The organism is Halosegnis sp. (assembly GCF_042216475.1).
In the GTDB taxonomy this organism is placed as follows: domain Archaea; phylum Halobacteriota; class Halobacteria; order Halobacteriales; family Haloarculaceae; genus Halosegnis.
Genome location: NZ_JBDGTV010000008.1, coordinates 169,314 through 194,177 on the forward strand (window position 1 = coordinate 169,314; position 24,864 = coordinate 194,177).

The following is a 24,864-nucleotide window of genomic DNA, read 5'->3' on the forward strand; positions in this document are numbered from 1 at the left end:
ACAAGCCGCCGCCCCCGTACCCCCAGTATGGTCACGTTCCTCGCCGGCGGAACGGGAACGCCGAAGCTTCTCGATGGAGCAGCACCGGTGTTCCCGCCGGCGGATACGCCCGTCGTGGCGAACACGGGCGACGATATCGAGATTGCCGGCCACCTCGTCTGTCCGGACCTCGACACACAGTTATTCGCCGATGCGGGCGAACTCGACACAGAGACGTGGTGGGGTATCGACGGTGATACAGCTGAGACGCACGCCCAGTTGCAGGAGTTCGCCACGGCGGCCGATCTGCCCGCGGGGCCACGATACCTCCCCGCGGACGCACAGACGGCCGGCCGCGACATTGCACGCTGGCGACGCTTCTCTGGAGTGGCCGAATTCATGCACATCGGCGACCGCGACCGGGCAGTCCATCTCACCCGCACCGGCCTGCTTGACGAAGGGGCGACGCTGACGGAGGCAACGGCGACGCTCCGGCGGGCGCTCGGCGTCGACCGACCTATCTATCCGATGAGCGACGACCCCGTCGCCACTATTATTCACACGCCCGATGGCCCACAGCACTTCCAGGCATGGTGGGTCGCCCACGGCGGAGAACCGCCAGTCGAGCGAGTGGAGTTCCGCGGGAGCGACCGGGCCACACCGACGGACGCCGTATTGAACGCGCTGTCGGCACCGGTCGTCATCGGCCCATCGAACCCAGTCACATCGCTGGGGCCGATGCTTGCCGTCGACGGGATACGGGAGGCGTTGGCGGCAACACCAGTGGTTGCCGTGTCGCCGTTCATTGGTGACCGCGTCTTCTCGGGCCCTGCAGGAAAGCTGATGGCCGCGACCGGCCGAAAGCCATCGACGGCCGGCGTCGCTGCGACCTACGAGTTCGCGGATGCATTTGTGCTCGACCGCGATGACCCAACGACGCTCGACCGACCGACCGTGCGCACAGACACGACGCTCGACACGCCCGCTGATAGCCGCCGAGTTGCAGCGGCGGTAGAGCGAGCACTTGGGGAGGTGGCCTGATGTTTGAGCCACGGCTGGCTCTGGCATCACTGTCGGGCACGGCCGACGCAACATGGGCGCGAGCCGGTGCACCGTGGGCTGGCTGTGCATTCCTCGGCGGTATTTCGCTCGACAAACCGACACGCGCGGCTGCCCGCCGGCTGTGCGAGCGTGATCGCGAGGAGTTCCTCCCTGAGAATCCGGTCGCGTTCGTCGACGAACAGTTCTCGGCGCTGGCGGAGACACCACTCCGACCAGCAATCAACGTCCGGACGACGAGCGTCGGGCCACTGTCGAAGACGGCGGCCGTCGCCGCAAGTCACGACGCCATCCTTGAGGTGAATGCGCACTGTCGGCAGGCGGAGATGTGCGAGACAGGCGCGGGCGAGCGGCTGCTCCGAGACGGCGACCGCCTCTGTGAGTACGTCCGCGCAGCAGCCAACGTAGGCGCGACTGTGAGCGTGAAGTTACGGACTGAGGTGGCGGGCGTCGATCTGCCGGCGCTGGCGCCGCGGCTGGAACGGGCGGGTGCCGACCTGCTCCACGTAGACGCGATGGATTCGGAGGCCGTCATCGGCGAGATACGAGCAGCTACGGATGCATTTCTCGTCGCCAACAATGGTGTCCGCGACCGTGCGACTGTCCGCGAGTACCTCAGATACGGCGCCGACGCTATTAGCGTCGGCCGGCCATCGGACGACCCACGCGTGCTCGAGCGAGTGAGCGAGGCACTTAGCGACCTCCACGAGGTGGACGCGTGAGCCGTCTCGACGAGCACGCGGCCACGGCAGAATTCGCGCTCCTGCTAGAGGTGGCCGGCACACCCAAGCCCGGCAACGTCGACCGACACCGTGACCACCCGGACCTCCACTTCGAGCAGTTCCTCGCCGGGGCAGTTGGCGCTCGCGAAGGACTCGCGGCGGCGACGGAGGGGCCGATTGGTTCGGCCTTCGAGACGGCAGTGGCGGGGATGAGTCGACGGGCAGGTGACAACACGCAGTTCGGGTGTCTCCTCCTCTTGGTACCGCTGGTGCGAGCGGCGGCCGTCGGCGACCTCTCGAGAGAGGGGGTAAAAGAGGTCTGTGAGGCGACGACCGTCGCCGACGCCGCGGCATTTTACCGTGCGTTCGAACACGTCGACGTGGCCGTCGCAGATCCGCCCGAAGGGATGGCCGATCTCGACGTGCGTCGGGGTGCTGACGCGGTGGCTACCGTCGAGGCCCGCGACCTGAGCCTGTGGGACGTGCTCGCGCGCACAGAGGACGACGGCAACGCTGACGAGTGGACGGCGGGATTCCCGCGGACGTTCCGCGAGGCTGCGCGCATTCGGGCTGACGACGGACCGGTCGCCGACCGAGGGGCGCAAGCATTTCTCCGACTGCTCGCTGAGCGGCCGGACGGGTTCGTGCGGACGACGGTCGGCGATGCGGCCGCCCGGGAGGCAAGCGAACGGGCGCAGGCATGCCTCAACGGCGAGGAAGATCCCGAGCAGCTGGCCGAGGCGTTTGTCGACCGCGGTATCAATCCGGGCACAACGGCCGACATCACCTCCGCGGCGCTGTACGTCGCGCTCGAACAGGGGGTGTCGATGTGAGCGCCTGGCCGGCCCGCTGGGACGGTGTGACCGAATCTGTCGTCACTACGCGAGGCCCGAACGGGCGCTGGAACGTGGCTGCCCTTGGGCTCCACGCCCCAGAGGGTGGCGTCGATCCCGATGAGCCGCTTGCCGAGCCAGTGACCGCGCGAACCTGGGGCCGCACCCGCACATGGCGCAATTTCCGCGAACGGGGCGGCGGCTACGTCCAATTCACCCCCGATCCAGTCGACTTTGTGGACGCCGCATGTGCCGTCCGGGAAGAAGCGACGCCGGTACTGGACTCGGCAGCCGCCTGGGCGAAAGTAGCTGCAAGCGAAACCGCCTCAGGAACCGAGGCGGGCACAGACTGGACCGACTGGCGGCTTCGCGTCGAATCGGCGACAGTCGACGAGCGGGTCGTCCCGACTGTCTCACGAGGCCATGCAGCCGTTATCGAGGCGACGGTGGCAGCCTCGCGACTCGGCGTCGACGGATTCGACGACGGTCGGCTCCGTGAACGCATCCGCTTCTTTGAGGATGTCGTGTCGTCGGCCGGTGGCACCCGCGAGCAGGCTGCCTGGGCGCGTTTCGAGGACCTCATTGACTGGCGCGACTGAGACCGAGTCGAACGCTTTTTAGGCAGCCGCCGACTCATATCCGGTAATGGCCATCAAGCCCGCCTACATCAAGAAGCTCGGGAAGGCGCTGCTGGAGCGGTACGAGGAGGCGTTCACCACCGACTTCGAGCACAACAAGGAGGTCGTCACCGAGCTGACCAACGTTCAGTCGAAGGGTGTCCGCAACCGCATCGCCGGCTATATCACCCACAAGCAGCGCGGCGGTCCTGCGGCCTGAGGCTCCTCTGGTTTCCCACCCCGTAGCCACATTGACGCGAAACCCACTTGACTGACTGGTCAGTAAGTACGCACACCGACCGATGGACGACGACACGCGCGAGGCAGTGATGGCGGCGACATATCGGGCGTTGTGTCGTCACGGTTATGCCGAACTGACCACCCAGCGCATCGCCGACGAGTGGGGGAAATCAAAGGCTGCGCTCCACTACCACTACGATACGAAGGAAGAACTGCTTCGGGCATTTCTCGATTACCTGCTCGATCGCTTCGAGTCACGGCTGGCCTGCGAGTCGGCCGACCCGCGTGTCCGCCTCGATAGCTTCGTCGACGCGGTATTCGCGCCCGCGGAGGCCGACGACGACAGTCGCGCGTTCGCCGTGGCGCTGCTGGAATTGAAAGCACAGGCGCCGTACACAGAGCCGTATCGCGATCGGCTGGCTGCCCTTGATGAGCGGCTCCGCGAAACGGTCGCCTCCGCTGTCCGTGATGGCATCGAAGCGGGTCACTTCCGCGCCGTCGATCCTGATGCGGTGGCGCGGTTTGTCGTCACCGCTATCGACGGTGCCCACGTCCGCGAGGTGACGCTCGACGAATCGCCCGCAGCAGGCCGTCGGCTTGTTGAGGCGTACCTCGACGATGTGCTCGGCCGCGGTAACGAGCCGGAGGTGCCCGTCTGATGTTCAAAGGGAAAGAGGACTTAGAACTGACGAGCGGTGACATCGGCTGGCCGCTGTTTTATCTCTCGCTGCCCATTGTTATCACTAACCTACTCCAGACAGCCTACAACCTCGCGGACACGTTCTGGCTCGGCCAGTACTCCACGACGGCGCTGGCAGCCATCTCGTTTGCGTTTCCGATGGTGTTTCTTATCATCTCTATCGGCTTCGGCGTCTCCGTAACCGGGAGCGTCCTCGTTGCCCAGCACACCGGCGCTGAGGAGCCGCGCCGGGCCGAATACGCCGCCTCACAGACCGTCGCTTTCGCCGTACTTGTGTCGGTCGTACTCGGCGCGGCCGGATACCTGCTGGTGGACGACCTGCTTGCTGTCTTCGGCGCAGCCCCCGCTGTACTTGCCGCCGCGACCGCCTACATGCGGGTCATCTCGCTGGGGTTGCCCGCGATGTTCGGCTTCTTCATTTTCCTGTCGCTGATGCGTGGCTACGGCGACACCGTGACGCCAATGCTCGTCATGCTTGGTACCGTGGTGCTCAACGTCGCGCTCGACCCGTTTCTCATCAATGGGTGGACACTCGTAGCGAACGCTCCGGTCGTCGGGACGGTTACCTTCCCGGAGCTGGGCATCGAGGGGGCCGCCTACGCGACCGTCTTCTCGCGAGGCGTCGCCACCGCCGTTGGGATGGCTATCATGTTCTCCGGGGTCCGGGGCGTTCAGATTCGGCTTCGCGACATGGCGCCAGACCTCACCTACGCACGGAAAATGCTCCGGATTGGGCTGCCCGCGTCCATCGAGGGGACTGGCCGGTCACTGTCGGTGAATCTCCTGCTCGTCGTTGTCGGTGCCTTCTCCACGAGCGTCGTCGCCGGCTTCGGCATCGGAATCCGTGTCTTTTCAGTCATCTTCCTGCCGGCTATCGCCGTGGCGCGAGGGGTCGAGACGATGGCCGGGCAGAACATCGGCGCCGGCCAGCCGGATCGCGCGGAAGCTGCGGCTGACTTCGCCGCCCGCGTCATGTTCGTCGTCCTCGGCGCCGTCGGCGTTGGAATCTTTCTGTTCCCCTCGCCCATCGTTGGCGTGTTCAGCAACGACCCCGACGTGGTCGCCACCGGCGCGCAGTTTCTCCGGTACGTCGCACTCACGTTTGGCTGCATCGGCTTTATGCGCGGCTACACTGGCGCTTTCCGAGGTGCCGGCAAAACGATGGTCTCGGCGGCTATCGCCATCACCTTCCTTGGGTTCATCCGGTTGCCTGTCGCCGCCCTGCTTGCATTCGGCGTTGGCGGGCCCGTCCGGCTGGCCAGCCTGACGGTCACCTTACCGCGGCTGGTGATGCCGATGGGGCCGCCCGGTATCTGGTGGGGGTTCGTCGTCTCCAACATCGCCGGCGCACTCATCGCCGTGATGTGGTTCAAGCGGGGCACTTGGCGCGGCGCCGACGTGCGGGAAGAGCCTACCACCGCGGCGGGCGAGCCGGACGCCGCCGAGACCGAAACGGAGGCAGAGACGCCACCAGGCGACGACTGAGTCTCCCAGGCAACGCCTACCACCGGCGACACCGTTTTGCCGCCGCCCGCCCGAGGCCGGACAATGGTACGTATCGGTATTCTTGGCGCTACGGGAGCAGTCGGACAGCGACTTATCCAGCTACTCGAGCCACATCCCGAGTTCGACATCGTGACACTCACCGCCTCGCCGGCCTCTGCAGGCCGGTCGTACAGAGACGCCGCCAAGTGGCGCGCGGACTCACCTATTCCCGAGTCCGTCACCGACATCGAGGTGGTCGAGACCGCCCCCGACGCGATTCCTAATGATGTCGACTTGTTGTTCTCATCGCTCCCATCCGATGTCGGGGCAGAGGTGGAACCTGAGCTTGCGGCAGCCGGCTACGTTGTCTCCTCGAACTCCTCGAACGCGCGGATGGACCCCGATGTGCCGCTCATCATCCCGGAAGTGAACCCTGACCACGTGAATGTGCTTGAGGTCCAGCAGGACGAACGGGGCTGGGACGGCGCGCTTCTGAAGAACCCTAACTGCTCGACGATAACGATGGTGCCGACGCTCGCAGCGCTCGACGAGTGGGGCCTTGAGTCGGTGCGGGTCGCCACCCTGCAGGCGGTGTCGGGGGCCGGTTACTCCGGGGTAACCTCGATGGAGATTATAGACAATGCTATCCCGCACATCGGCGGCGAGGAGCAGAAGATGGAACGCGAATCCCGGAAGCTGCTGGGCTCGTTCGACGGCGCCGAAGTTCACCTTCATGAGATGGATGTCGCCGCCTCCTGCAACCGCATCCCCACCATCGATGGCCACCTCGAGAACGTCTGGGCGGACACCCGCGAGTCACTCTCACCAGAGGCAGCTGCCGAGGCGATGGCCGACTATCCTTCCGCGCCGCTGCCCTCCTCGCCGGAGCCGCTCGTCCACACCTTCGAGGAGCCAGAGCGACCCCAGCCGCGGCTGGACCGCAACCTCGGCAACGGGATGGCCGTCTCCGCCGGCGGCTTCCGCGAGACGGACGACGGTGTCCAGTACAACTGCCTCGCACACAACACCATCCGCGGCGCCGCGGGCGCGTCCGTGCTCAACGGCGAACTGCTGCTTGAGGAAGGCTGGGTATAGCCTGGCTGGAGTTCACTCTTCAACAAGCGCCCCACCTTGCCGCTGTGGGGCGACATACCCGGCGTATACCCCGAGCACCGCAATAAGCACCCAACCCAGCCCAGCCACTCCCGCGACAACGGCGCGGCCGTGGGTTGCAACGACGGTGAAATCGGCCGCCGACAGTGCAAGGACGTGGTTCAGTCCGTGGAAGACCCCATACGGCTCATTGGCAGCGAAGACGTACACCAACGTGACCGCGAAGATAGCACCACCAAGTGACCCCGATAGCAGGCCGTGCCACGCACCGGCGGCTGGTCCATCGTCGGCGGCCATCCCCGCGGCGGCGCCGGCGACCAACCCCGTCCCGAGTACGAGCGGGACACCCGCAACACGCACCCCCTCCAGTCCGGGAAACAGCGCGAGGACAGCGAGGTAAACCACCGCTGCGCCCGCACCAGATACCACTGCCCGCCAGTCCGTCGGCATACTCGCCGTTTGCGGTCCCGGCTCTTGGACGTGACGGACGCTTGAACGCTCGCAACTTCTATACGTGCCGGGGTATCACACCTCACACTGTGCGCCGGTGCAACGACTGTGGAGCCGACCTCAAGCAGCCGTTCGAGTGTGACCACTGCGACCAGCAGTTCTGTGCCGATCACCGTCTCCCGGAGAACCACGACTGTCCGCTGTTCTCGACGGCGGACGACATCTCTAATTTCGGCGGCGGCGGACCCCACACCTGACGCTTCCGTCGGACAGTTGTTTTCAGGGGCGGCCACGGCGACACCGACGAAAACGTATATTTCCGTACTAGTGCTGGTAGTCGCACGGATGACAGACGGCGACGAGACGGTTTCTCTCGACGACATCGATAAGCGGCTCTCGCAGGTCGAGGATGTTACTAAGGAGGCAAACGAGATGCTGCGACAGGTACTCACTGAGCAGAGCGCCGAAATCAAAGCCCAAAAGGAGGCAATCTCTGACCTTCGGCACTCAGTTGAGGATATCCGAGAGTATCTGATGGAAATCGACGAGCGAGTCCGGCGACTGGAGTCAGAAATCGGTACAGGAGAATGAGAGAACCGTCACGCTCTTTGGCGTCCTCTGTCCCGGTGTAGTCGTGCCAATGATGAACGTAGAAACACGGAGGGACCGACCGTGGTAAACATCCTCCACACCTGCCTGAACGTCGCGGACGCGGAGACATCAATCGCCTTCTACGAACAGTTCGGCTTCGAAGAGTCGTGGGGCTTCGAGGCCGGCGACACTCGTCACCGCTACGTCGCCGACGACGACGGCGTCGAGATTCAGCTGGCTGATACAGCCGGCGAGACCGAGTTCGAGGCCGGCACCGCGTGGGACCACATCGCAATCGGGGTCGACAGCGTCGACGAGACGTTCGAGCAGGTCGATCATCACGGCGTTGTGGAGGCGCCAAGCGACCAGCCTGCCGCCGGTGCCCGTACCGCCTTCATTAAGGATCCCGACGGCCACGTCGTCGAGTTGATTGAGCCGCTCGACTAAGCGAGCGCCGCCGCCAGCTTCTCAACTGGGTGGGGCGGCTGGTCGTGCCCCTTCCGGTCGCCGAGTTGCGAGCGACAGGACGCGCCGGGCGCGGTCACCGTCGGTGCGTCGCTCTGTTCTACCTGCTCGAATAGGATGTTGCCAATGGCCTGTGACAGCTCGTAGTGTTCCGCCTCGTAGCCGAACGAACCGGCCATCCCACAGCAGGAGGAGTCGAGCGGGTCGACGGCGTAGCCGGCCCGCCGGAGCACCCCCACCGCGTGGTGGTCTTTGTTTGTCGCCTTCTGATTACAGTGGCCGTGGTAGGCGACGGACTCGTCGGGGTTTGCCCACTCGATGGTCTCGTCAAGCCGGCGGATGTCGGCGTACTCCATAACGCCAAACGCGGCGCTGCTGACCGCCTCGGCGGCCGGTCCTTCGAGTAGATCGCGATACTCATCTTGGAACATTACGGCGTCGGACGGCTCCACAAACACGATGGATTTCCCGTTGGCGACGTGCGGCTCCAGCACTGCGACGTTCTCTGCTGCGCGCTCGCGCGCCTCATCGAGAAAGCCCATTGAAAAGGCCGCCCGGCCGCTTGCGACCGCTTCCTCGGCGAGTTCAACGCGGACGTTCGCAGCCTCCAGCACCCGGACAGCCGCCTTACCCGGCGCCGGGTAGCTGTAGTTGGTATAGGTGTCCGGGAACAGAACAACAGTGTCGTCGGCCTCCGCCTCAGAGACGGCGGGACCGCCCCGGTCGTGGAACCAGTCGGTCAGCGTCTCGCGGCGGAACGTCGGCAGTTCGCGATCGGCGGCGATACCGAGCGTCTTCTCCATCACCGTTCGGGCGCCCGGCAGTTTCGCGGCCGCGTTCGACAGCGGCGCGAGCGCGCTCCCCAGTCGAGAGGCAGCGTCGATGTTAGCGAACAGCCGCTCGCGGAGCCCCGCGCCCTCTTCCTGGTGGTGCTGGTGTTTCACCTCTGCCTTCAGCTTCGCGAGGTCGACGCCGGTCGGACAGTCGCTCTTGCAGCCCTTACAGCCGACACAGAGGTCGAGTACCTCTTCCTGGAATCGGTCACTGTGTATCTCGCCGTCATCGAGTTCGCCGGAGATGGCCGCCCGGAGCATGTTCGCCCGCCCGCGGGTCGCCTGTATCTCCTCGCCGGAGGCCCGGTAGGTGGGACACATCACGTCCGAGTCCGTCTGTCGGCAGGTGCCACAGCCGTTACACAACTCGACGAGCTCCGAGAAGCTTCCCTCGTCTTCGAAGTCGAGTTCCGTCTGTGGCTCGACGGACTGATAGTCGGCACCGTACCGGAGGTTCTCGCGCATGTCCGCGCCGACGCCCCGCTCGGAGTCGGGGCCGACGTCCTCGGGGCCGTCGCGGTAGACGACGTTGCCGGGGTGGAACAGCCAGTCGGGGTCGAAGGCTGTCTTCAGCTCCTTGAACGCCGTCCACAGCTGGTCGCCGTACATCTTCGGGTTGAACTCCGTGCGGGCCATCCCGTCGCCGTGCTCGCCGGAGAAGGCGCCGTGGTGTTCCAAGACGAGGTCGGTGACGTCCTCGGTGATGGAGTGCATCGCCTCGATACCATCCGTCTCCTTCAGGTTGAGGATGGGCCGGATGTGGAGCGTGCCGGAGCCAGCGTGCGCGAAGTACGCCGCCGAGGTGCCATGTGCCTCGAGAACGTCCTCAAACTTGGTGACGTACTCGGCGAGTTCCGCGGGCGGCACCGTCGCGTCCTCGATGAACGGATACGGTTTCGGGTCGCCGTCCAGCGACATCAACAGTGGGATGGCGGCCTTCCGAAGCTTCCAAATATCCGCCTGCGCCTCGTCGGTGTACGCCTCCACGACGTCGAAGGCATCCCCATCAGTTACGAAGTGGTCGTTCGTCTCCCCGATGGCCGCCTCGAAGTCGTCGACAAGTTCGGAGTCGAACTCCAGCATCAGGGCGGCCGTCGTCCCCTCGGGAATCACGTCGACGTACTCGGCGTAGCCGTCGGACTCGGCGGCGAGCCGGAACACCTCATCGTCCATCAGTTCGACGGCGCTAACGTCGAACTCCAGCGCCTCGGGCACCGCCTGCATCGTCGCCACCAGGTCGTCGAAGCAGTAGAGCGCGAGCGCCGTCTCTTCGGGGACGGAGACGAGCGAGAGGGTCGCCTCCACGACAACGCCAAGCGTGCTCTCGGCGCCGACGAACAGCTTCGAGAGGTTAATCACCCGTTCGCCGTCGTCATTCTCGTAGACGACCTTGTGGAGGTTGTAGCCGGAGACCGACCGCTTCAGCTTTGGGTACCGCGTCTCGATTTCTTCCTCGTGGTCTTCAACCAGCCCGCGGACCGTTTCGTAGACGTGCGCCTCGAGGTCGTCCTTCTCCACGATATTATTGTACTCTGCGGAGTCGAGTACCACCTCGCGGGTGTGGACCAGCGAGCCGTCAGACAGCACCACCTCGAGTTCTTCCGTGTACGCGTCGGTGATGCCATAGCGGACAGAGTGGGCGCCCGTCGAATTGTTGCCGATACCGCCGCCGACCGTCGCCCGGTTCGAGGAGGCGGGGTCGGGCGCGAACTTCAGCCCGTGTTCGGCCAGCCGCGCGTCGAGGTGGTCCTGAACGACCCCCGGCTGGACCGTCGCGCGCTGGCCCTCAGGGTCCACTTCGAGGATGTCGTCCATGTGCCGGGAGACGTCGATTACGACACAGCCCGGCCCAACGGCCTGGCCGGCCAGCGACGAGCCGGTGCCGCGGGCCATTACAGGGACGCCGTGCTCTGCGGCCACTTCGACGGCCGCGACGACGTCGTCCCGGTGACGCGGAGAGACGACGCCAGCAGGCTTCGCCTGGTAGATACTCCCGTCGGTGGCGTACAGCACTTGGGCATACTCGTCGAACTGTACCTCGCCGTCGACGCGCTCGCGCAGGTCCGCAGCCAGCCTGCGGTACGCCGAGACGTCCGGGCGCTCCGACCCGATCGACTCGGCCGACGTCTCCAGTCCGTCCGGTTCGTAGAACCGGTCCTCGACAGCCATGCGCCCGAATGTGTGCGCGACACTATAAGCGCGTTGTTGGACAACAACACTCATGCCAGTCGACGCGGAAGCCGTCGGTGTGTCCGAGGACAGCGAGCCGGACAACGAGCGATTCGACGCGATGGTGGGCGACGGCCGCGAGAAACACCTTACCCTCCACACCGTCGACGGCGAGCGCATCGAGCGGGGCGACGTGTTCGTGAAACACGGCGCGGACGCGTACGTCTGCTCGCCGGACCCCGAGTTTCCGCCCGAGGAGACGGAGCGGTTCGAGAAAACAGACCTCCGCCGGGTCGACCTGAACCAGCACCATTCCACCTGCTTCATCACGACCGCCGCCGGCGACGAGCGGGCGCTGTCGGCGCTCCGGGGCTTCCGTGAGGACGTGCTTGCTCCGACCCGGACCGGTCGCGCCCTTGTCGGGATTTACGAGCGGGTGAGTCCGCCGGTGGCGTGCACGCTGGTGGCCGCCCCCGACTCACGGACAACTCGCGTGGTCGCCGGCCTCGTCGACGTCTGCGCCCGGCTGGCTCGCCGGCGCCGCGCGGCCGGTTTGCTCAGGCCCCTGCTATCCATGCTGCTCGTCGGGCTGTACGTCGTCGGTCTCGCCTGTGGGCTGGCGGGCCATGTGGTCCACACGGTCGCGGCCGGCTCAGCCGAAGAAGCGGGCAAGACTCTCGCGGGGCCGGTAGCCGAGCCCGCCCGAGTGGTCGAAGGTAACGCCGTGGCGGTTGAGGAGGGGCCGTAGCTCGTCGGCCAGTGCGTCGACGTCCTCAACGTCGTGGAGCCGATAGGCGTGGCTCGCGCCCGTCGCGGGATAGACGCCGACACGGGGGCGGCCGAGCCGGCCGCCGTCGTGGAGCGTCACCCGGTCGAGGTCGTTGTAGGCGTGCCAGACGACAGTGTCGGCCTGCAGTAGCACCTCGTCGACACCGTGGACCTCGTACACCCGTTCCATCGCCGCCGCCTCGCGGCGGTGCTTGCGCGCCCCCAGCCCGAAGATGGGGGTGAGGTAGCTGTACTCCGCGACGTGGAGCCCATTGTTCGTAAAGAACAGGTCTGCCAGCCGGAGCGGGAACGAGCCGGTCATCCCGAAACCAACCCTGAGTTCCACCTCGATATCGGAGCTCGGCAGCTCCTCGGGGTCGACGGACTCGCTCACCGTGTCTCACCCCCGAGGGCGCGCCCGACCGCGATGCGGCCGAACAGGCCGGCGCCGAGCACGAACAGCACTCCGACCCAGAGTCGCCCGCGGAGCGCGAGATAGCCGCCCGCGGCCAGCCCGGCTAGCGCGCCGGCGACGGCGAGCCGCGTCCCGAGCGTGGGTCGGTCGGCCATCGTCTCGGCAGGGCCGGTCGGTTCCCGCCGCAGCCGTCGCTCGCCGAGGTACGTCACCGTCATCACCGACAGCGCGACGGCGACGACGGCCAGCCGGACGGGTCGCGGCACCGGGACGCCAGCACTCGCGAGCACGGCCGGTGCGATGATGACCGCGAGCCCGCCGACGTACACCGCATACCGGTTGACGGCGAGCGTCCGAACGAGGTTCATACGCGCATCTCGACGGGAGCTGATAAAAACGGTCGGCGTCAGGCCAGTAGGCCGGACGCCTCGTCCGCCCCGTCGACAGTGCCGCTCGCGTCAAGCTTCGCGCGGGCCGACCTGTACATCGTGTACACCTGCACGGCGAGTGCAGCCACCCACAGCAGGTAGCCGCCGGGCTGGCTCCCGACGACGGTCATCTGGACGGCGAAGGACTCAAAGAGGCCGCCGAGCCCGAAGTTAGCCGCCGCATCGGCGACCGGGCCCGACAGCTGCCCGCCGATGAGCAGCACGCTGAAGAAGCCGAAGAAGCCGGTGGCCCACCACATCGCGACCACGCGGGCCCAGCCAGGCTGGGCGTGCTCCGGCAGTTTCGTCGTGTTCAGGATGATGGTCAGCGCGTTGTACGGCCACATCATCACACCCGCGATGGCCGCGCCGATGACTAGCAGGATCCACGGCTGGCTGATAGCCGCGACCGCGTTCGACAGCAGGATGATGCCGATGCCCCACAGCGTGAACAGCGTCAGCACGCCCAGGAACAGCCGCGACTCGTCGACGCCGTGCGAGCGGCCGTACACCTGGTAGACGATGTCGACGCTGTTGCGGACAAACGACTCGACAATGGCGTACTGCGTCGAGAACAGCGCGATGAAGATGACCGCATACAGCAGCGTCGCTGACAGCCCGTTGAGCTGTGGGATGATGATGCCGATCCACATGTCGATGGCACCCTCACCGACGTTGCCGGCGGCGTACTCGACGGAGATAGTCATCGCGATGGTGGCGACGACAAGCAGCCCCACGACGAACGTGAGGAAGTGCTCCTGCTGGGTCACCTTCCACCAGCCACGCCACCGCTTCAGGTTGATCTCGGTGGGCTCGAACGCGAAACCGCCCTGCACCTCCTCGGGCTCGGCGCCTCGGAGGGGGTTCTTTACGCGGCCCTGGTAGGTACCCATCCCGTACCCTTTCTCGCGGGACCAGACGCCCTGCGAGAGGTTGATGTAGCCGCCCGCCCCGGCGTACGCCAGCCCGCCGAGGAACGTGGCGATGTCGAGTTCGCTCTGTGGCGGAAGCGCGCCGAAGCTGACGGCGCCGGCCGGCACGTTCGCCAGCTGGCCGGCCGACCCGACTACGAACGCCAGCAGGACGGCGAAGCCGACCGCGAGTATCATCAGGCCAATCTGAGCCTTCTCGATAATGTTGTAGACGACAGGACCCGCCTGATACGAGAGCCAGATGAGCGCCATCGAGACGACGGCGATTATCCACCACTCGCCCCGTGGGACGATCCCCGTCCACGAGGCGAACACCTCGCTCGCGCCGGAGGCCCACCCAGGCCAGCCCAGATGGAACAACCCGGCGACGAGGAAAAAGTACGGCCAGAACCGGTGGATGCGGTCGTACGCGCGGAAAATACTCTCCCCGGTTGCCATCGTCCACCGCTGCAGTTCCGTGTTGATGAAGAATTGTGTGATGACGCCAACCCAGAACGCCCAGTAGAGGAACCAGCCGTACTCGGCGACCAGCGTCGGCCAGAACATCGTCTCGCCGCTTCCCAGCGACGCCCCGAGCATGATAGCGCTCGGCCCGACGATGTGGCTCACCTTCGGCACCTTCGGCATCTCGAACAGCTTGTACCCCTCCTTTTTGCCGGCTGAGGGGTACTCCGCCGTCTGTGGTGCGTCCTCCAGTGAGTCGTAGTCCGTCTCGCGGTACACCGTATCGCGGTACTTCTCGCCGACCTCTGCCGTCGTGTAGACGTCATCATCTTCTGTGATGACGCCTCCGTCTGGCTCGGCCGTGCCATCACTCTCGTCTGGCATGTGTGGTATCATCCCCCGAAGGAGTAGAGATTGATTTATCAGGATATTATATAATAGTTATCGTAATTGCAAGCATCTCCGGTCAAGACTGTTGGGCAACGGCGTTTTAGGCGCGACCACCCAAGTGAAAATTGTGGACCTCCCTGGCTACGCTCTGACCCGACTCATCCTGGTCGCCGCCGTGTTACTGGCGGTCCAGTATGCTCTCGCCGGCGCCTACACACTCTCTGCGATGTTCGGGCTTACCCTGGTCGTATACGGCTACCTGCTGTACTTTGGCGGCCGTCCCATCGAGCGCCGCTTGCTCGGCCGTCCTGGTCCCCCAGAGCCGCCTGAGGAGTGACCCTCAAGCCGGCGAGAGGACGACGTTCCGCAGGGTGGTGTCCCATCCCGACTCGTCGACTCGCTTAATATTCTCTGCGACGATATCTGCCAACCGCTTGTAGTAGACCGGAGTGTTGCCGGCGTTGTGCGGTGTCACCTGCACATTCTCGAACGTCCAGAGCGGGTGGTCCGGCGGGAGCGGCTCGGGATCGGTCACGTCAAGCGTAGCCCCACCGATTCGGTCGGCCCGGAGCGCAGCCACCAGCGCCTCGGTGTCGACGACTGGTCCCCGGGCGACATTAATGAGGATGGCGTCGGCTGGCATCGTCGTGAACTCGGGCTGGCCGACAAGCCCACGCGTCTCGTCGGTGAGCGGACACGCCAGTATGACTGCCGTCGAACGGGAAAGCGCGTCGTGGAGCTGGTCAGGGCCGATCACCTCGTCGGCGGGGCCGCCCTTCTGTGGGGAGGCGCGGATTCCAACCGTCTCCACGTCGAAGGCCGCAAGCCGCTCCGTGACCGCCCGCCCGATATGGCCGAGACCAACGACCGTCGCCGTCGAGCCCGCAAGTTCTCTCACCGTCCACGGGCGCCATTCGCACCGCTCCTGTCGACGGTACCCCTCGCGGAACTGTCTGGCGTGCCCGAGGAGCGCGCCGAGGACGTACTCGCTGACGTTGGGCGCGTGGACGCCCGCGGCGTTCGTAACGCCGATTCCCCGCTCCTCAAAGGCAGACAGTGGGAGATGATCGGTGCCGGCGAACGCGCAGGCGAACAGCCGCAGGCGCTCGCCGGCCGCGAGTAACTCACGGTCAACGTCGAAGCCCGTGAGCACGTCGGCGTCGCCCACCTCGCGTTCCTCCGTCTCGCGGGTCGGCGCGTGGACCACCTCGTGGTTGGGAAGTCGGTCGCGCAGCACCTCGGCGTACTCGCTGGCGTCGTAGCCGTGGACGCCCTGCCGGCGGACGAGCAGCTTCATGGCCGGGGGTTACCCGCGTCCGACATAACGGTAGCCCCTACCGGCCGGTGAATTCCGGCTCTTCGCCCGCAAGGAACGCCGCGTGGCCGGCCGCGTAGTCGTCCGTGTCGGTCAGTCTGGCGATGCGATCGGCCTCGCGGGCCAACTGCTCGCCGAGCCCGTGGTCGAACGATGTTCGAAGGAGCGCGCGCGTCTCCGCGTACGCCGCCGTCGGGCCGGCGGCCAACCGCTCCGCCTCGGCCGTGAGCCGCTCGTCGAACGCCTCGTCTGCGACACTTTCCGTCACCAAGCCGAGGTCCACGGCCTCGGCAGCACTGACCGGCTCGTCACGCATTGCAATGCGCTGTGCTTCGCGGAGCCCGACCAGCCGCGGCAGAAAATACGAGGAGCCGCCGTCGGCCGAAAGCCCGATAGCCGGGTACGCAAACTGGAAGCGAGCAGATTCCGCCGCGATAACGATGTCGCCGGCGAGTGCCGGACCGATGCCGCCGCCCGCGGCGACGCCGTTGACACCGCAGACGACTGGCTTCGGCGCCCGCGCCAGTGTCCCAACGAACTCGTGGAGAGTACCCGCGAGCGACCGGAGCCGTGACTCGTCGCGTTCATCACCCGCGAGCGTCGTCAGGTCCGCGCCGGTATTGAACAGGTCGCCAACACCGGTATAGACGAGACATCGGACATCGTCGTCGCTGGCTAGATTGGCGGCTGCGTCCCGCAGCTCCGCGGCCGCCTCGTGGTCCATCGCGTTGTTGGCCTCGGGGCGGTCGAGAACGACCCGACCGACGCTGCCGTCCCGTTCCGTGCGGACACTGTCTGTCATAGCCGGTGGCTCGCTCCCGGGCGTCATAATTGTGCGGCTCGTTGGGACCGAGGCACCCATAGCGGTCGCGTCGGTCGTCGCTCGCCGTTGATGCTACTCTGCGTGCACTATGCGCAGATGACTGGCTGCTCGCACGTCGCCCATGTCAAGCGATTTAAGCCGCGCGGCACTCCCGTTCGGGTATGGAGTATGACGTCGTCGTGGTCGGCGGGGGGCCGGCGGGCGCCGCGGCGGGCCACGCGGCCGCGGCAGAGGGTGCGGATGTGGTCGTCATCGAGAAGGGGGTGCCACGGACCGACCGCGGGGGGCTTGGCCCGGACTCGACTGACGCAGCCGGTATTCTTGACTACTGGGTCGATCTGATGGATCTCGGCGAGCCGATTCCTGACCGCGTCAAACACCGGGAACTGTCGGGAGCGGACTTCATCGGCCCGAACAGCGCGGTCTCGCTCGACTCAACGGGGATGGACGCCTCCTACCCGAACTTCGGATTTACGATGCACCGCGCTCGGTTCGACGACTGGCTCCGCGAACGGGCCGAGCAGGCCGGGGCTGAATACCGCGTCGGCACTGGTGTCCGGACGGTAGAGACGACGCTGACGGGCCAGCCCGAGCACACGGCCGTTCTCAGCGACGGGACGGAGCTGTCGGCCCCGTATCTCGTTCTCGCGGATGGACCACAGCGGACAGTCACCGGCCGGGTACTGGAGCCACTGCTCCCGAACGGCGAGTTCGACCGGCTGGCCGCGCCGCGAGCTAACCACATCGCCTACCAAGAGTATCGGTCGATACCGGAGGAACTGCTGGAGCCGGACCGGCTCAAGTTCTGGTGGGGGTATATGCCCGGTCACACAGCCTACCCGTGGGTATTCCCGAACGATGGGACTGTCGCGCGCGTCGGGCTCACGATGCCCATCGACCTCGATCTGGCGGACGTCGAAGACCGTGACGGTTACCAGCTGCTCCGCCCGGATGACGAGCAGGTACCCCAAGGCGGCGAGTACATCGAGCGGCTACTCGAGACCGCCTATCCCGACTACGATCTTGATGACTTCCCGCTCCAGCGCGACCGCGGGAAACACGAGGGGACCGAGACATACCCTATTTCCTCGACTCGGCCTATCGAGTCGCCAACTGCTGCCAACGTCGCCGTCGCCGGCGGCGCGATGGGCGCGACGAGCGCCTTCCATGAGGGAGGTGACCACGTCGCAGTCCGGACGGGAAAACTGGCCGGCCGGTTAGCTGCACAGGGGAACCTGCGGGCGTACAACGCCGAATGGCACCGCGCGCTTGCCGAGGAATTCCGCCGTAACGTCGCGATGGCCGACATCGTCCGCGATTACGGGCCAGCCGACTGGGACCGCGTATTCGACACCGTTGATGCCATCATGCCGGATGGCGGCTTCTACCGCAACCGTGACCTAGTCACCCGTGGCGTCGACGGTATCCGTCTGTTATACGCGTACAAGCGTGCGAAGTTCAGTCTCCGAGGACGCCGCTATGCACAGATACGCGAGAGCGAGTACGCTGTTTAGACAGCCGCGGCGAAACTGGTAACTGCGGCGCTATCTCAGTTCGAGTGCACACCTTCAGTCCCCGCCCGAGACCGCACTAGCGCGCGATGACCGGCGGCGAACCCGGGTGTGCAACAGGCTTGGCTCCGCCTTGCGAGCCCGCCCCGCACGAGGGTTAGCCGGCAGACACGGTCAGCCGCCATGGGATGATGCCGGTCGTTAGTGTTCGGGGCGACACTACAGCGACCAGCGGCAGCACTGGAACGTCAGGCCGCGCCGGCGCCTGCATCGCTCGCATCAACCTCATCGGCCGGCACTGCCTCAATGCGCCGTGCGATATCCTCCGGCAGAGACTGCTTGCCTGCCGCGGTTGCGACGGTTACCATCCCGAACGGCGCAACATCGAGCACCTCCAGCGGCTCGTCGGGCGCGACGCCGGCATCCGCGAGGTAGCGCAGTTCCTCGTCCCCTTGGTGGCGGATGCGCCGGACGACCACTCGGTCGCCCTCGTCGGCGGCCGCCAGTGTTACCGTCTCTTCGGCTTCCGGCAGCTCAAGTTCGCTCGTCGGAATCGGGTCGCCGTGTGGGTCAGCGTTCGGGTTGCCCAGTGCCTCCGCGACTCGGTCAGTGAATTCTTCAGAGACGTGATGTTCCAGCCGGTCCGCCTCCTCGTGGACATCCGCCCAGTCGTAGTCGAGCGCCTCCGTGAGGAATGCCTCCAACAACCGGTGATGTCGCAGTATTTCCAGCGCGACGAGCTCTCCCTCCTCGGTGAGCCGTACGCCCTTGTACTCCTCGCGGTCGACTAGCCCGCGTTCGCCCAGCTTCTTCACCATGCTCGACACCGTCGGAGAGGTGACATCGAGGTACTCGGCGATCTCCGAGGTGGACACACGCTCGCCGGTGTCCTCCTCGATAGCATGAATCGCCTTGATGTAGTCCTCCATCACGGCGCTGAGCATCCTACCTGAGCTACCGTGGCCGCCGGGTTAGTTCTTTACACCCGCTCGCATGGAAACGGTTTTTCGCCGGCGGCCCGGAACCGCGGTATGAACGTCCGAGCCGTCGCAGACCTGTCGCCCGACGAGCGGGCGGCGCTGTTCGACCGGGATGCCGGTGTCGCCGCCGCCCGCGATGCGGCACGTGAAATCATCGACCACGTGCGCGAGGCAGGTGATGTCGCACTCCGCGAGTACGCCGAGAAGTTCGACGATGTCTCAGTCGGCAATGTCGACGTGACCGACGAGGCCGAGCGAGCCGCCAAGCGACTCGATGACGAACTGTTAGCACACATCGAACGGGCCGCGGAGAACATCCGCGTGTTTCACGAGGCGCAGTTGCCAGACGACTGGCGTCGAGAATTCGACGGCAGGGAGCTCGGTCGCCGATACCGGCCGCTCGAGCGGGTCGGCGCATACGTTCCTGGTGGCACCGCCGCCTATCCTTCGTCGGCGCTGATGACCGTAATCCCCGCGACGGTAGCAGGGGTCGACCACGTCGCCGTTGCGACGCCGCCAGCCGAGCAATTGAACGACGCGACGCTGGCGGCCATCCACGTCGCAGGTGCCGACGCAGTGTACCAGGCCGGTGGCGCACAGGCCGTCGCCGCACTTGCCTACGGGACAGAGACAGTCGACCGCGTCCAGAAAATCGTTGGCCCAGGCAACAGGTTCGTCACCGCCGCCAAGGCCGAAGTCCGGCCGGACTGTGAGATAGACTTTCTCGCTGGCCCCTCCGAGATACTCGTGCTTGCCGACGAAACGGCCGACCCGGAAGTGGTGGCCGCCGACCTCGTCGCGCAGGCCGAGCACGACCCTAATGCCGCCGTGGTCGCAGTAACGCCAGACACGGCCCTTGCAGAGGCCGTCGCCGACGCCTGCGAACGACAGGCGGCCGCGCGCGAACGACGCGAGGTCATTGAGTCGGCGCTCGATAACGACGCCTCCGGCGTGTTTACCGCGCGATCGATGTCGGAGGCCGCCTTGTTCGCCGGCGAATACGCGGCTGAGCACCTCTCGATACAGGCCGAAGATGACGAGACACTGCTTGACCGTGTAGAGGCAGGCGGTAGCGTCTTTCTCGGGCCCTACTCGCCGGTGGCCGCCGGCGATTACGCCGCCGGCCCCAATCACGTCCTTCCTACCGGTGGCCTTGCGAAGACAACTGGTGGCCTCTCGGTCGACCACTTCCTCGTCTCACAAACTGTTCAACGGCTCGACCGGGAGAGGCTCAACGATATCGCCGAGACGGTGACGGCGCTCGCCGAGGCCGAGGGATTGGAGGCCCACGCAGAGAGCATCCGGAAGCGCTTCGAGTGAGTCAGAGGTAGTATCCAGAGGTCTAACTCGAGCGGCCGGCAGGGCCACTGAGGGCCGCCTGCCTCGTTCGACACTACTGGATTCAAGCGGAACCCAAACAGAGAGGCCTCTAATCCAGCCGCTCAGCGGCGTCCCGCTCTACCAGCGGTCCCGCGTTCTCCGCCGGCAGCGTCACCACATCCTCTGCGGAGAGGTCATATGAGCGCTCGTCGACGCCAAATACCTCCCCAATGTCGCTGGTGATGCGGACAGTAGTGCGTTCGACTGCTGGCCCGTTGTCAGATGGCTCTTCACCACTGGATGCGGCGGCCACGTCAGATTCGTCCGCATGGTCCACCAGCTCGGTTTCGTCTCCCGTCGCGTCCGTCTCTGGCACCGACTTCGGCGCCAGTTCTGATTCGGCGTCAGTGTCCAAGCCGAGTTCGGCTGCCGCACCCGGTTCGGCGTCGACAGTCGTCTCTACCGCTGCCGAGTCGGCCGACGCTGACCCGGCCGACGTCTCTTGAGGGTCCCGCGAGCAGGAGATGCCGGAGCCGCCGTTCTCGATAACGCCATCGAGGACGCGCTCACGGTTGCGCTCGATGCGGTCCACGAGTGTCTCGAATAGTTCCTGTTCTTCCTCCGTGAGACCGGCGTCGTCGGCGGGCATCCCTGCCGCGGCGATAGAGGCGGTCTTGACTACCTTCCCGACGCGCCGCTCGTAGATGGCCTCGACAGTCGACTTCGCCGTCTCGATGTCGTCGGAGAGCCGCCGGACCTCGTCAGAGGAGAACGGGTCGTCAGCGCGCTCGGCCGCGCAATCGCGTTCGCGGACCAGCTCTTGGATGAACTCGCCGGCATCCTGATAGAATGTCGCTCGGAGGTTCTGCAGGCTCGAAGCCTGTCGTTCCCGGCTCTGGATGCTCTGTAGTTCGTCGAGGTCCATCACTCGGTCACCTTCTCTGCCCGGCCGCGTGTCATAAGGAACACGCCGAGGGCTTCTTCGAGCCGACACTCTCCCTCCTGGATAGTAAACGCTTCGCCGCCGAACTCAACCGGCCCGGAATCAGTCACCTCGACAGCCACCTCATGGTTGCGGAAGTGCTCTGGGACAGCGTCGACGAGCGGTTCGAATTCGTCGAGAGCAGCCCGGTCGATTGGCGTGACGACCAGCCCAGTTCCACCGTGGAGGCTCTCGGGCAGCCGGATGAGCCGGTTGATGTCCGTCGTCACCGGCTCGTCGATCGGGGCGCCGTCTGCCGCGAGAGTACGCTCGAAGAGCACCTTCGCGAGCGAAACCAACGCCGGGTGGACGTCTATGTTACCCGCGGCGAGTTCATCGTAACTGTCGAGGGCGGCTTGCCGCACCGCTGTAGCCTTCCCCTCGCCGACGCCCGAAAACTCTTGAAGACGGGCAACCGCCTCTGCCTCAGGCAATTCGCGCACTTCGTCGACGAGCGCCATCAGGTGTCGGTGGATACGGGCGCCCCAGCCCCCATCGGTAGGAAGAGTGCGTTTCGGGGCCGGGTTCTTCAGCCCGATTCCCTCGACCGACTCCGTCCGGACGACATCCTCGAACTCGACATCGGGACCGCGGACATACTCGGCAATCTCGGCCCGCTGGTCGCGGCCGAGGTCTTGGATGCCGTCGGCCCGGACATGGACGTGGTAGCCGCGCCCACCTGAAAAGACGATAGTCGCGTCCTCGTCGGCGAAGCCGAAGTCATTCTCCAGAAAGTCCAATAGATCGAACAGCGCTCCCTTACACGCCTGGAGCATGTCGGCATACGAGGTCTCCGCCGGGTCGATATCTGGGAGATGATCGGCGTCCAAGTCGAAGACAAGGTCGGCGCTCTGCCACCCCTTCTCGCTCATGCGGTCGGCACCAGGATGGGTGTACCGACCCGCAGAAAAGTAGACGTGTCGCGGCTGCTCGCGCGCAAGAAAGTCTGCCAGCGAGCCACCGCCAGCGATATCGAGCCACGACTGGTGACGGACCATCGTCGTCCCCTCACCAGGCGTGAAGGGAATGTGACCCCACTCGCGCTCGCTAGCGCCAGGCGGCCCCTTGATGCCGCTCCGGCGGTAGTAGTCGCCGAACCGGCCCCGGAGGTACTCGCGTGTCCGTTCGTCCATGGCTTCCGGACCGACGAGCGAGGAAGGCAAAAGGGTGTCCTTCGGCCGCCAGACCACGACCTTGAAAGCCGCGACCCGCCAAGCGACCGCAATGACCGACGACGGTAGCGACGAGCGGGCGATGCCCGACCGTGAGGAATTCAGCCATGACCCATTGGGCCACGCCCACGTCAGAGGCGGGATGAGCGTCGGTGAACTCGTGGAGGAGTACGGCGAAGCCGGCATCGGCGCCGCCGCCGTCCACGAGGCAGCGGACATCTATGCAGAGATGCTGGCCGACGAGGCGTGTACCGTCTTCGTCTCGCTGGCGGGGGCGATGGTGCCGACCGGAATGCGCCGGATTGTCGCAGACCTCGTCCGCGATGGCTACGTCGACGCGCTCGTCACGACGGGCGCGAACCTCACCCATGACGCCATTGAGGCTATCGGCGGAAAACACCACCATGGGTCGGCAGAGTCACCCGACCGCAGTGCCCGCGAACACGACGAGCGACTCCGGGAGGAAGAAGTCGATCGTGTCTACAACGTCTATCTCCCCCAGGAGCACTTCAGCCGTTTCGAGACACACCTCCGAGAGGAGGTGTTTCCGCCACTCGAGGCGCAAGGAACCGTTGGTATCGCCGACCTCACGCGAGAGCTTGGGCGTGCAAATGCCGCCGTCAACGGCCGCGAAGATGTCGAGGAACGACCGGGGCTAGCGGCCGCCGCTTACGAATCAGACGTCCCCATCTACTGTCCGGCCGTCGCGGATTCAGTGCTCGGCCTGCAGGCGTGGATGTACGCACAGACCTCCGACTTCGCGCTTGACGCACTCTCGGACATGACACCGCTGACCGACCTCGCGTACGACGCCGACAGGGCTGGCTGCCTGCTCATCGGCGGCGGAGTCCCCAAGAATTTCACCCTCCAGACAATGCTCGTTACGCCGAACGCTTACGACTACGCGGTCCAGATTACGACCGACCCAGACCATACCGGAGGGCTCTCGGGAGCGACGCTTGACGAGGCCCGCTCGTGGGGGAAGCTGGAGCCAGACGCGCGCAACGCCACTGTCGTCGGCGATGCCACCGTCCATCTGCCGCTACTGGTCGCGGCCGTCCGCGAGCGGCTTGCTGAGTAGGACTCAGTGATCTGGGCCGGAGCCGTCGCGAAGGGCAACACCAGTCGACAGCTGTGAACTGAAGGGGAAGCTGTCGGCGGTGCGGCCCGCAACCACAGTGAGCCGAACGACGTAGGAGCTCAGCAGGACAAACGGCGCGAAGCCAGCCACAATGACCATGGGTACGACGACTCTGAGGGTGCTGGGCGCGAGCGGCGGGCCCGCCCCGGGGGCAGTGTAGGCGAGCGTCAGCCCAACGGCCGCGAGCTGGACCGGGATACCGACATATAAGAGGAAACGCGATAGCTCTGCTATCTCCGACTCGATGAACACAGTCTTGAACAGCCGACCAGCGACCTCAATGTGCTGAAGCGTCTCGGCCAGCCGGGCTAGCGGCTCGGCGGCCCCCTCCGCGAATTCGTCGGCATGTTCCCACTGGAGGTGCCAGGCCCGGTAGACGGCGGTCTCGAAGTCGGCGTCAAGCGAGACAAACAGTGCGTGTTTTACTCCGCTGGCCGGCCGCCGCAGCACGTCGGTGACGTACGAACAGTGGCTCCGCAGATTAACCGTCAATTCAGCGAGTTCCTCACGGGCCAGCCGGGTCCGCCCCTCCGACTGTTGTGTCTCGAGCGTTTCCAACAACCGGTCGACGTCGCGGTAGAGCGCAAGCAGGAACGCGTCGGGGCGGACTGGAACCACGCTTCGGCCGACGGCCGCACCCACCTCTTCGCGGTAGTCGATGGTTTCATCTATCTTTCGACGAATTTCTCCTGGCGACTCCAGCCGCCGACCCAACACGAGTTGACTCAGCGAGGTGACGATGGCGATGAGGGTGAAGTTCGCCGCGATGAGCGCGAACAGCAGGAACAGAACGGGCGTCTCCTTGCGAAACGGCACACCCCCGAGGATGATGATAGCCGCGAGCACCCCTGACAGCAGGAGTAGCCCAAGCGCCGCGACCAGCACGCGGTCACCTGTCAACAGGACCCACTCGATGGGGTCGTGGCGCAACAACTCCACCTCGAACCCGAGCCAAGTCCCGTCAGCATCCGGGTCAGCCGTCATCGG

At 65.7% G+C, this 24,864-nt stretch carries 27 protein-coding genes; 16 read left to right on the forward strand and 11 right to left on the reverse strand.

The genetic code is table 11. The features are described from left to right. Positions 1–27: 27 nt before the first annotated feature. The 8 genes from cofD (at position 28) to asd (ending at position 6,730) form a co-directional block, all read left to right on the forward strand. A complete protein-coding gene (gene cofD, locus ABEJ63_RS05215; RefSeq protein ID WP_375795295.1) occupies positions 28–1,020 on the forward strand; it encodes a 2-phospho-L-lactate transferase in 993 nt (330 codons plus the stop codon). Next, positions 1,020–1,760: a tRNA-dihydrouridine synthase gene (locus ABEJ63_RS05220; RefSeq protein ID WP_375795296.1), complete on the forward strand. Its 741-nt coding sequence runs from the start codon at positions 1,020–1,022 to the stop codon at positions 1,758–1,760. Before cofD ends, ABEJ63_RS05220 begins: the two co-directional genes overlap by 1 nt. Continuing rightward, positions 1,757–2,593 (forward strand): triphosphoribosyl-dephospho-CoA synthase, encoded by an 837-nt coding sequence (locus tag ABEJ63_RS05225; protein ID WP_375795297.1) that lies wholly within the window; start codon positions 1,757–1,759, stop codon positions 2,591–2,593. The genes ABEJ63_RS05220 and ABEJ63_RS05225 overlap by 4 nt, the downstream gene beginning before the upstream one ends. Beyond that, on the forward strand, positions 2,590–3,192 hold the full coding sequence (locus ABEJ63_RS05230) for a DUF447 domain-containing protein (protein WP_375795298.1): 603 nt from the start codon (positions 2,590–2,592) through the stop codon (positions 3,190–3,192). The genes ABEJ63_RS05225 and ABEJ63_RS05230 overlap by 4 nt, the downstream gene beginning before the upstream one ends. 46 nt (positions 3,193–3,238) lie before the next feature. After that, complete coding sequence (locus ABEJ63_RS05235) at positions 3,239–3,430, forward strand: 30S ribosomal protein S17e (RefSeq protein ID WP_375795299.1); 192 nt, start codon at positions 3,239–3,241, stop codon at positions 3,428–3,430. Between the two features lie 82 nt (positions 3,431–3,512). Beyond that, a complete protein-coding gene (locus ABEJ63_RS05240) occupies positions 3,513–4,109 on the forward strand; it encodes a TetR/AcrR family transcriptional regulator (RefSeq protein ID WP_375795300.1) in 597 nt (198 codons plus the stop codon). Next, entirely contained in the window at positions 4,109–5,635 is a 1,527-nt protein-coding gene (locus tag ABEJ63_RS05245; RefSeq protein WP_375795301.1) for an MATE family efflux transporter, read from the forward strand. Before ABEJ63_RS05240 ends, ABEJ63_RS05245 begins: the two co-directional genes overlap by 1 nt. 63 nt (positions 5,636–5,698) lie before the next feature. After that, the gene (asd, locus tag ABEJ63_RS05250; protein ID WP_375795302.1) at positions 5,699–6,730 is read left to right on the forward strand and encodes an aspartate-semialdehyde dehydrogenase; all 1,032 of its coding nucleotides are present in this window, start codon (positions 5,699–5,701) and stop codon (positions 6,728–6,730) included. Between the two features lie 12 nt (positions 6,731–6,742). On the opposite strand, the gene ABEJ63_RS05255 is transcribed toward asd, so the two are convergent. Then, on the reverse strand, positions 6,743–7,198 hold the full coding sequence (locus ABEJ63_RS05255) for a hypothetical protein (RefSeq protein WP_375795303.1): 456 nt from the start codon (positions 7,196–7,198) through the stop codon (positions 6,743–6,745). A gap of 89 nt (positions 7,199–7,287) precedes the next feature. Between ABEJ63_RS05255 and ABEJ63_RS05260 the strand changes: the two genes are divergently transcribed. From ABEJ63_RS05260 to ABEJ63_RS05270, 3 genes are all read left to right on the forward strand, one after another. Next, complete coding sequence (locus ABEJ63_RS05260; protein ID WP_375795304.1) at positions 7,288–7,455, forward strand: AN1-type zinc finger domain-containing protein; 168 nt, start codon at positions 7,288–7,290, stop codon at positions 7,453–7,455. A gap of 88 nt (positions 7,456–7,543) precedes the next feature. Then, positions 7,544–7,789, forward strand: a complete 246-nt coding sequence (locus ABEJ63_RS05265; RefSeq protein WP_375795305.1) for a hypothetical protein — start codon at positions 7,544–7,546, stop codon at positions 7,787–7,789. Positions 7,790–7,870: 81 nt separating this feature from the next. Next, complete coding sequence (locus tag ABEJ63_RS05270; protein WP_375795306.1) at positions 7,871–8,236, forward strand: VOC family protein; 366 nt, start codon at positions 7,871–7,873, stop codon at positions 8,234–8,236. Here ABEJ63_RS05270 and ABEJ63_RS05275 read toward each other — a convergent pair. Next, a complete protein-coding gene (locus ABEJ63_RS05275) occupies positions 8,233–11,256 on the reverse strand; it encodes an FAD-binding and (Fe-S)-binding domain-containing protein (protein ID WP_375795307.1) in 3,024 nt (1,007 codons plus the stop codon). The genes ABEJ63_RS05270 and ABEJ63_RS05275 overlap by 4 nt on opposite strands. 79 nt (positions 11,257–11,335) lie before the next feature. On the opposite strand from ABEJ63_RS05275, the gene ABEJ63_RS05280 reads away from it, so the two are divergent. Then, positions 11,336–12,004, forward strand: coding sequence for a CFI-box-CTERM domain-containing protein (locus tag ABEJ63_RS05280; RefSeq protein ID WP_375795308.1), 669 nt, complete (start codon positions 11,336–11,338; stop codon positions 12,002–12,004). Here ABEJ63_RS05280 and ABEJ63_RS05285 read toward each other — a convergent pair. The 3 genes from ABEJ63_RS05285 to ABEJ63_RS05295 are packed head-to-tail and all read right to left on the reverse strand — an operon-like array spanning position 11,909 to position 14,627. Then, positions 11,909–12,418 carry a hypothetical protein gene (locus ABEJ63_RS05285; RefSeq protein WP_375795309.1) on the reverse strand — a complete coding sequence of 170 codons (510 nt, stop codon included), beginning with the start codon at positions 12,416–12,418 and terminating at the stop codon, positions 11,909–11,911. The genes ABEJ63_RS05280 and ABEJ63_RS05285 overlap by 96 nt on opposite strands. Beyond that, complete coding sequence (locus ABEJ63_RS05290) at positions 12,415–12,807, reverse strand: hypothetical protein (RefSeq protein ID WP_375795310.1); 393 nt, start codon at positions 12,805–12,807, stop codon at positions 12,415–12,417. The genes ABEJ63_RS05285 and ABEJ63_RS05290 overlap by 4 nt, the downstream gene beginning before the upstream one ends. 38 nt (positions 12,808–12,845) lie before the next feature. Further along, positions 12,846–14,627, reverse strand: a complete 1,782-nt coding sequence (locus tag ABEJ63_RS05295; RefSeq protein ID WP_375795311.1) for an Nramp family divalent metal transporter — start codon at positions 14,625–14,627, stop codon at positions 12,846–12,848. 133 nt (positions 14,628–14,760) lie between these two features. Between ABEJ63_RS05295 and ABEJ63_RS05300 the strand changes: the two genes are divergently transcribed. Beyond that, positions 14,761–14,970 carry a hypothetical protein gene (locus tag ABEJ63_RS05300; protein WP_375795312.1) on the forward strand — a complete coding sequence of 70 codons (210 nt, stop codon included), beginning with the start codon at positions 14,761–14,763 and terminating at the stop codon, positions 14,968–14,970. A gap of 3 nt (positions 14,971–14,973) precedes the next feature. Here the strand turns inward: ABEJ63_RS05300 and ABEJ63_RS05305 are convergent, their stop codons facing one another. Together ABEJ63_RS05305 and ABEJ63_RS05310 are read right to left on the reverse strand one after the other, a co-directional pair. Next, entirely contained in the window at positions 14,974–15,930 is a 957-nt protein-coding gene (locus ABEJ63_RS05305; protein WP_375795313.1) for a D-2-hydroxyacid dehydrogenase, read from the reverse strand. A 37-nt stretch (positions 15,931–15,967) separates the two neighbouring features. Further along, complete coding sequence (locus ABEJ63_RS05310; protein WP_375795314.1) at positions 15,968–16,750, reverse strand: enoyl-CoA hydratase/isomerase family protein; 783 nt, start codon at positions 16,748–16,750, stop codon at positions 15,968–15,970. A gap of 182 nt (positions 16,751–16,932) precedes the next feature. Between ABEJ63_RS05310 and ABEJ63_RS05315 the strand changes: the two genes are divergently transcribed. Further along, entirely contained in the window at positions 16,933–18,285 is a 1,353-nt protein-coding gene (locus ABEJ63_RS05315) for an NAD(P)/FAD-dependent oxidoreductase (RefSeq protein ID WP_375795315.1), read from the forward strand. Positions 18,286–18,530: 245 nt separating this feature from the next. On the opposite strand, the gene ABEJ63_RS05320 is transcribed toward ABEJ63_RS05315, so the two are convergent. Continuing rightward, positions 18,531–19,226: a metal-dependent transcriptional regulator gene (locus ABEJ63_RS05320; protein ID WP_375795316.1), complete on the reverse strand. Its 696-nt coding sequence runs from the start codon at positions 19,224–19,226 to the stop codon at positions 18,531–18,533. A gap of 87 nt (positions 19,227–19,313) precedes the next feature. Here ABEJ63_RS05320 and hisD point away from each other — a divergent pair, with 87 nt between their 5' ends. Beyond that, positions 19,314–20,582: a histidinol dehydrogenase gene (hisD, locus tag ABEJ63_RS05325; protein ID WP_375795317.1), complete on the forward strand. Its 1,269-nt coding sequence runs from the start codon at positions 19,314–19,316 to the stop codon at positions 20,580–20,582. A gap of 109 nt (positions 20,583–20,691) precedes the next feature. On the opposite strand, the gene ABEJ63_RS05330 is transcribed toward hisD, so the two are convergent. Both ABEJ63_RS05330 and priS read right to left on the reverse strand, forming a co-directional pair. Then, complete coding sequence (locus ABEJ63_RS05330) at positions 20,692–21,507, reverse strand: hypothetical protein (protein ID WP_375795318.1); 816 nt, start codon at positions 21,505–21,507, stop codon at positions 20,692–20,694. Continuing rightward, the gene (gene priS, locus ABEJ63_RS05335) at positions 21,507–22,697 is read right to left on the reverse strand and encodes a DNA primase small subunit PriS (RefSeq protein ID WP_375795319.1); all 1,191 of its coding nucleotides are present in this window, start codon (positions 22,695–22,697) and stop codon (positions 21,507–21,509) included. The genes ABEJ63_RS05330 and priS overlap by 1 nt, the downstream gene beginning before the upstream one ends. A 91-nt stretch (positions 22,698–22,788) precedes the next feature. Here priS and ABEJ63_RS05340 point away from each other — a divergent pair, with 91 nt between their 5' ends. Next, positions 22,789–23,817 carry a deoxyhypusine synthase gene (locus ABEJ63_RS05340; protein WP_375795320.1) on the forward strand — a complete coding sequence of 343 codons (1,029 nt, stop codon included), beginning with the start codon at positions 22,789–22,791 and terminating at the stop codon, positions 23,815–23,817. A 3-nt stretch (positions 23,818–23,820) separates the two neighbouring features. On the opposite strand, the gene ABEJ63_RS05345 is transcribed toward ABEJ63_RS05340, so the two are convergent. After that, a complete protein-coding gene (locus ABEJ63_RS05345; RefSeq protein WP_375795321.1) occupies positions 23,821–24,861 on the reverse strand; it encodes a hypothetical protein in 1,041 nt (346 codons plus the stop codon). Positions 24,862–24,864 lie beyond the last annotated feature (3 nt).

Bases quoted from the DNA above. Each gene is read 5' to 3' on its own strand.
- ABEJ63_RS05275 (WP_375795307.1), bottom strand. From the start codon at position 11,256: ATGGCTGTCGAGGACCGGTTCTACGAACCGGACGGACTGGAGACGTCG.
- ABEJ63_RS05265 (WP_375795305.1), top strand. From the start codon at position 7,544: ATGACAGACGGCGACGAGACGGTTTCTCTCGACGACATCGATAAGCGG.
- ABEJ63_RS05235 (WP_375795299.1), top strand. From the start codon at position 3,239: ATGGCCATCAAGCCCGCCTACATCAAGAAGCTCGGGAAGGCGCTGCTG.
- ABEJ63_RS05255 (WP_375795303.1), bottom strand. From the start codon at position 7,198: ATGCCGACGGACTGGCGGGCAGTGGTATCTGGTGCGGGCGCAGCGGTG.
- ABEJ63_RS05220 (WP_375795296.1), top strand. From the start codon at position 1,020: ATGTTTGAGCCACGGCTGGCTCTGGCATCACTGTCGGGCACGGCCGAC.
- ABEJ63_RS05320 (WP_375795316.1), bottom strand. From the start codon at position 19,226: ATGCTCAGCGCCGTGATGGAGGACTACATCAAGGCGATTCATGCTATC.
- asd (WP_375795302.1), top strand. From the start codon at position 5,699: ATGGTACGTATCGGTATTCTTGGCGCTACGGGAGCAGTCGGACAGCGA.
- ABEJ63_RS05245 (WP_375795301.1), top strand. From the start codon at position 4,109: ATGTTCAAAGGGAAAGAGGACTTAGAACTGACGAGCGGTGACATCGGC.
- ABEJ63_RS05305 (WP_375795313.1), bottom strand. From the start codon at position 15,930: ATGAAGCTGCTCGTCCGCCGGCAGGGCGTCCACGGCTACGACGCCAGC.
- ABEJ63_RS05290 (WP_375795310.1), bottom strand. From the start codon at position 12,807: ATGAACCTCGTTCGGACGCTCGCCGTCAACCGGTATGCGGTGTACGTC.
- ABEJ63_RS05240 (WP_375795300.1), top strand. From the start codon at position 3,513: ATGGACGACGACACGCGCGAGGCAGTGATGGCGGCGACATATCGGGCG.
- cofD (WP_375795295.1), top strand. From the start codon at position 28: ATGGTCACGTTCCTCGCCGGCGGAACGGGAACGCCGAAGCTTCTCGAT.
- ABEJ63_RS05345 (WP_375795321.1), bottom strand. From the start codon at position 24,861: ATGACGGCTGACCCGGATGCTGACGGGACTTGGCTCGGGTTCGAGGTG.
- ABEJ63_RS05310 (WP_375795314.1), bottom strand. From the start codon at position 16,750: ATGACAGACAGTGTCCGCACGGAACGGGACGGCAGCGTCGGTCGGGTC.
- ABEJ63_RS05330 (WP_375795318.1), bottom strand. From the start codon at position 21,507: ATGGACCTCGACGAACTACAGAGCATCCAGAGCCGGGAACGACAGGCT.
- ABEJ63_RS05340 (WP_375795320.1), top strand. From the start codon at position 22,789: ATGACCGACGACGGTAGCGACGAGCGGGCGATGCCCGACCGTGAGGAA.
- priS (WP_375795319.1), bottom strand. From the start codon at position 22,697: ATGGACGAACGGACACGCGAGTACCTCCGGGGCCGGTTCGGCGACTAC.
- ABEJ63_RS05315 (WP_375795315.1), top strand. From the start codon at position 16,933: ATGGAGTATGACGTCGTCGTGGTCGGCGGGGGGCCGGCGGGCGCCGCG.
- hisD (WP_375795317.1), top strand. From the start codon at position 19,314: ATGAACGTCCGAGCCGTCGCAGACCTGTCGCCCGACGAGCGGGCGGCG.
- ABEJ63_RS05295 (WP_375795311.1), bottom strand. From the start codon at position 14,627: ATGCCAGACGAGAGTGATGGCACGGCCGAGCCAGACGGAGGCGTCATC.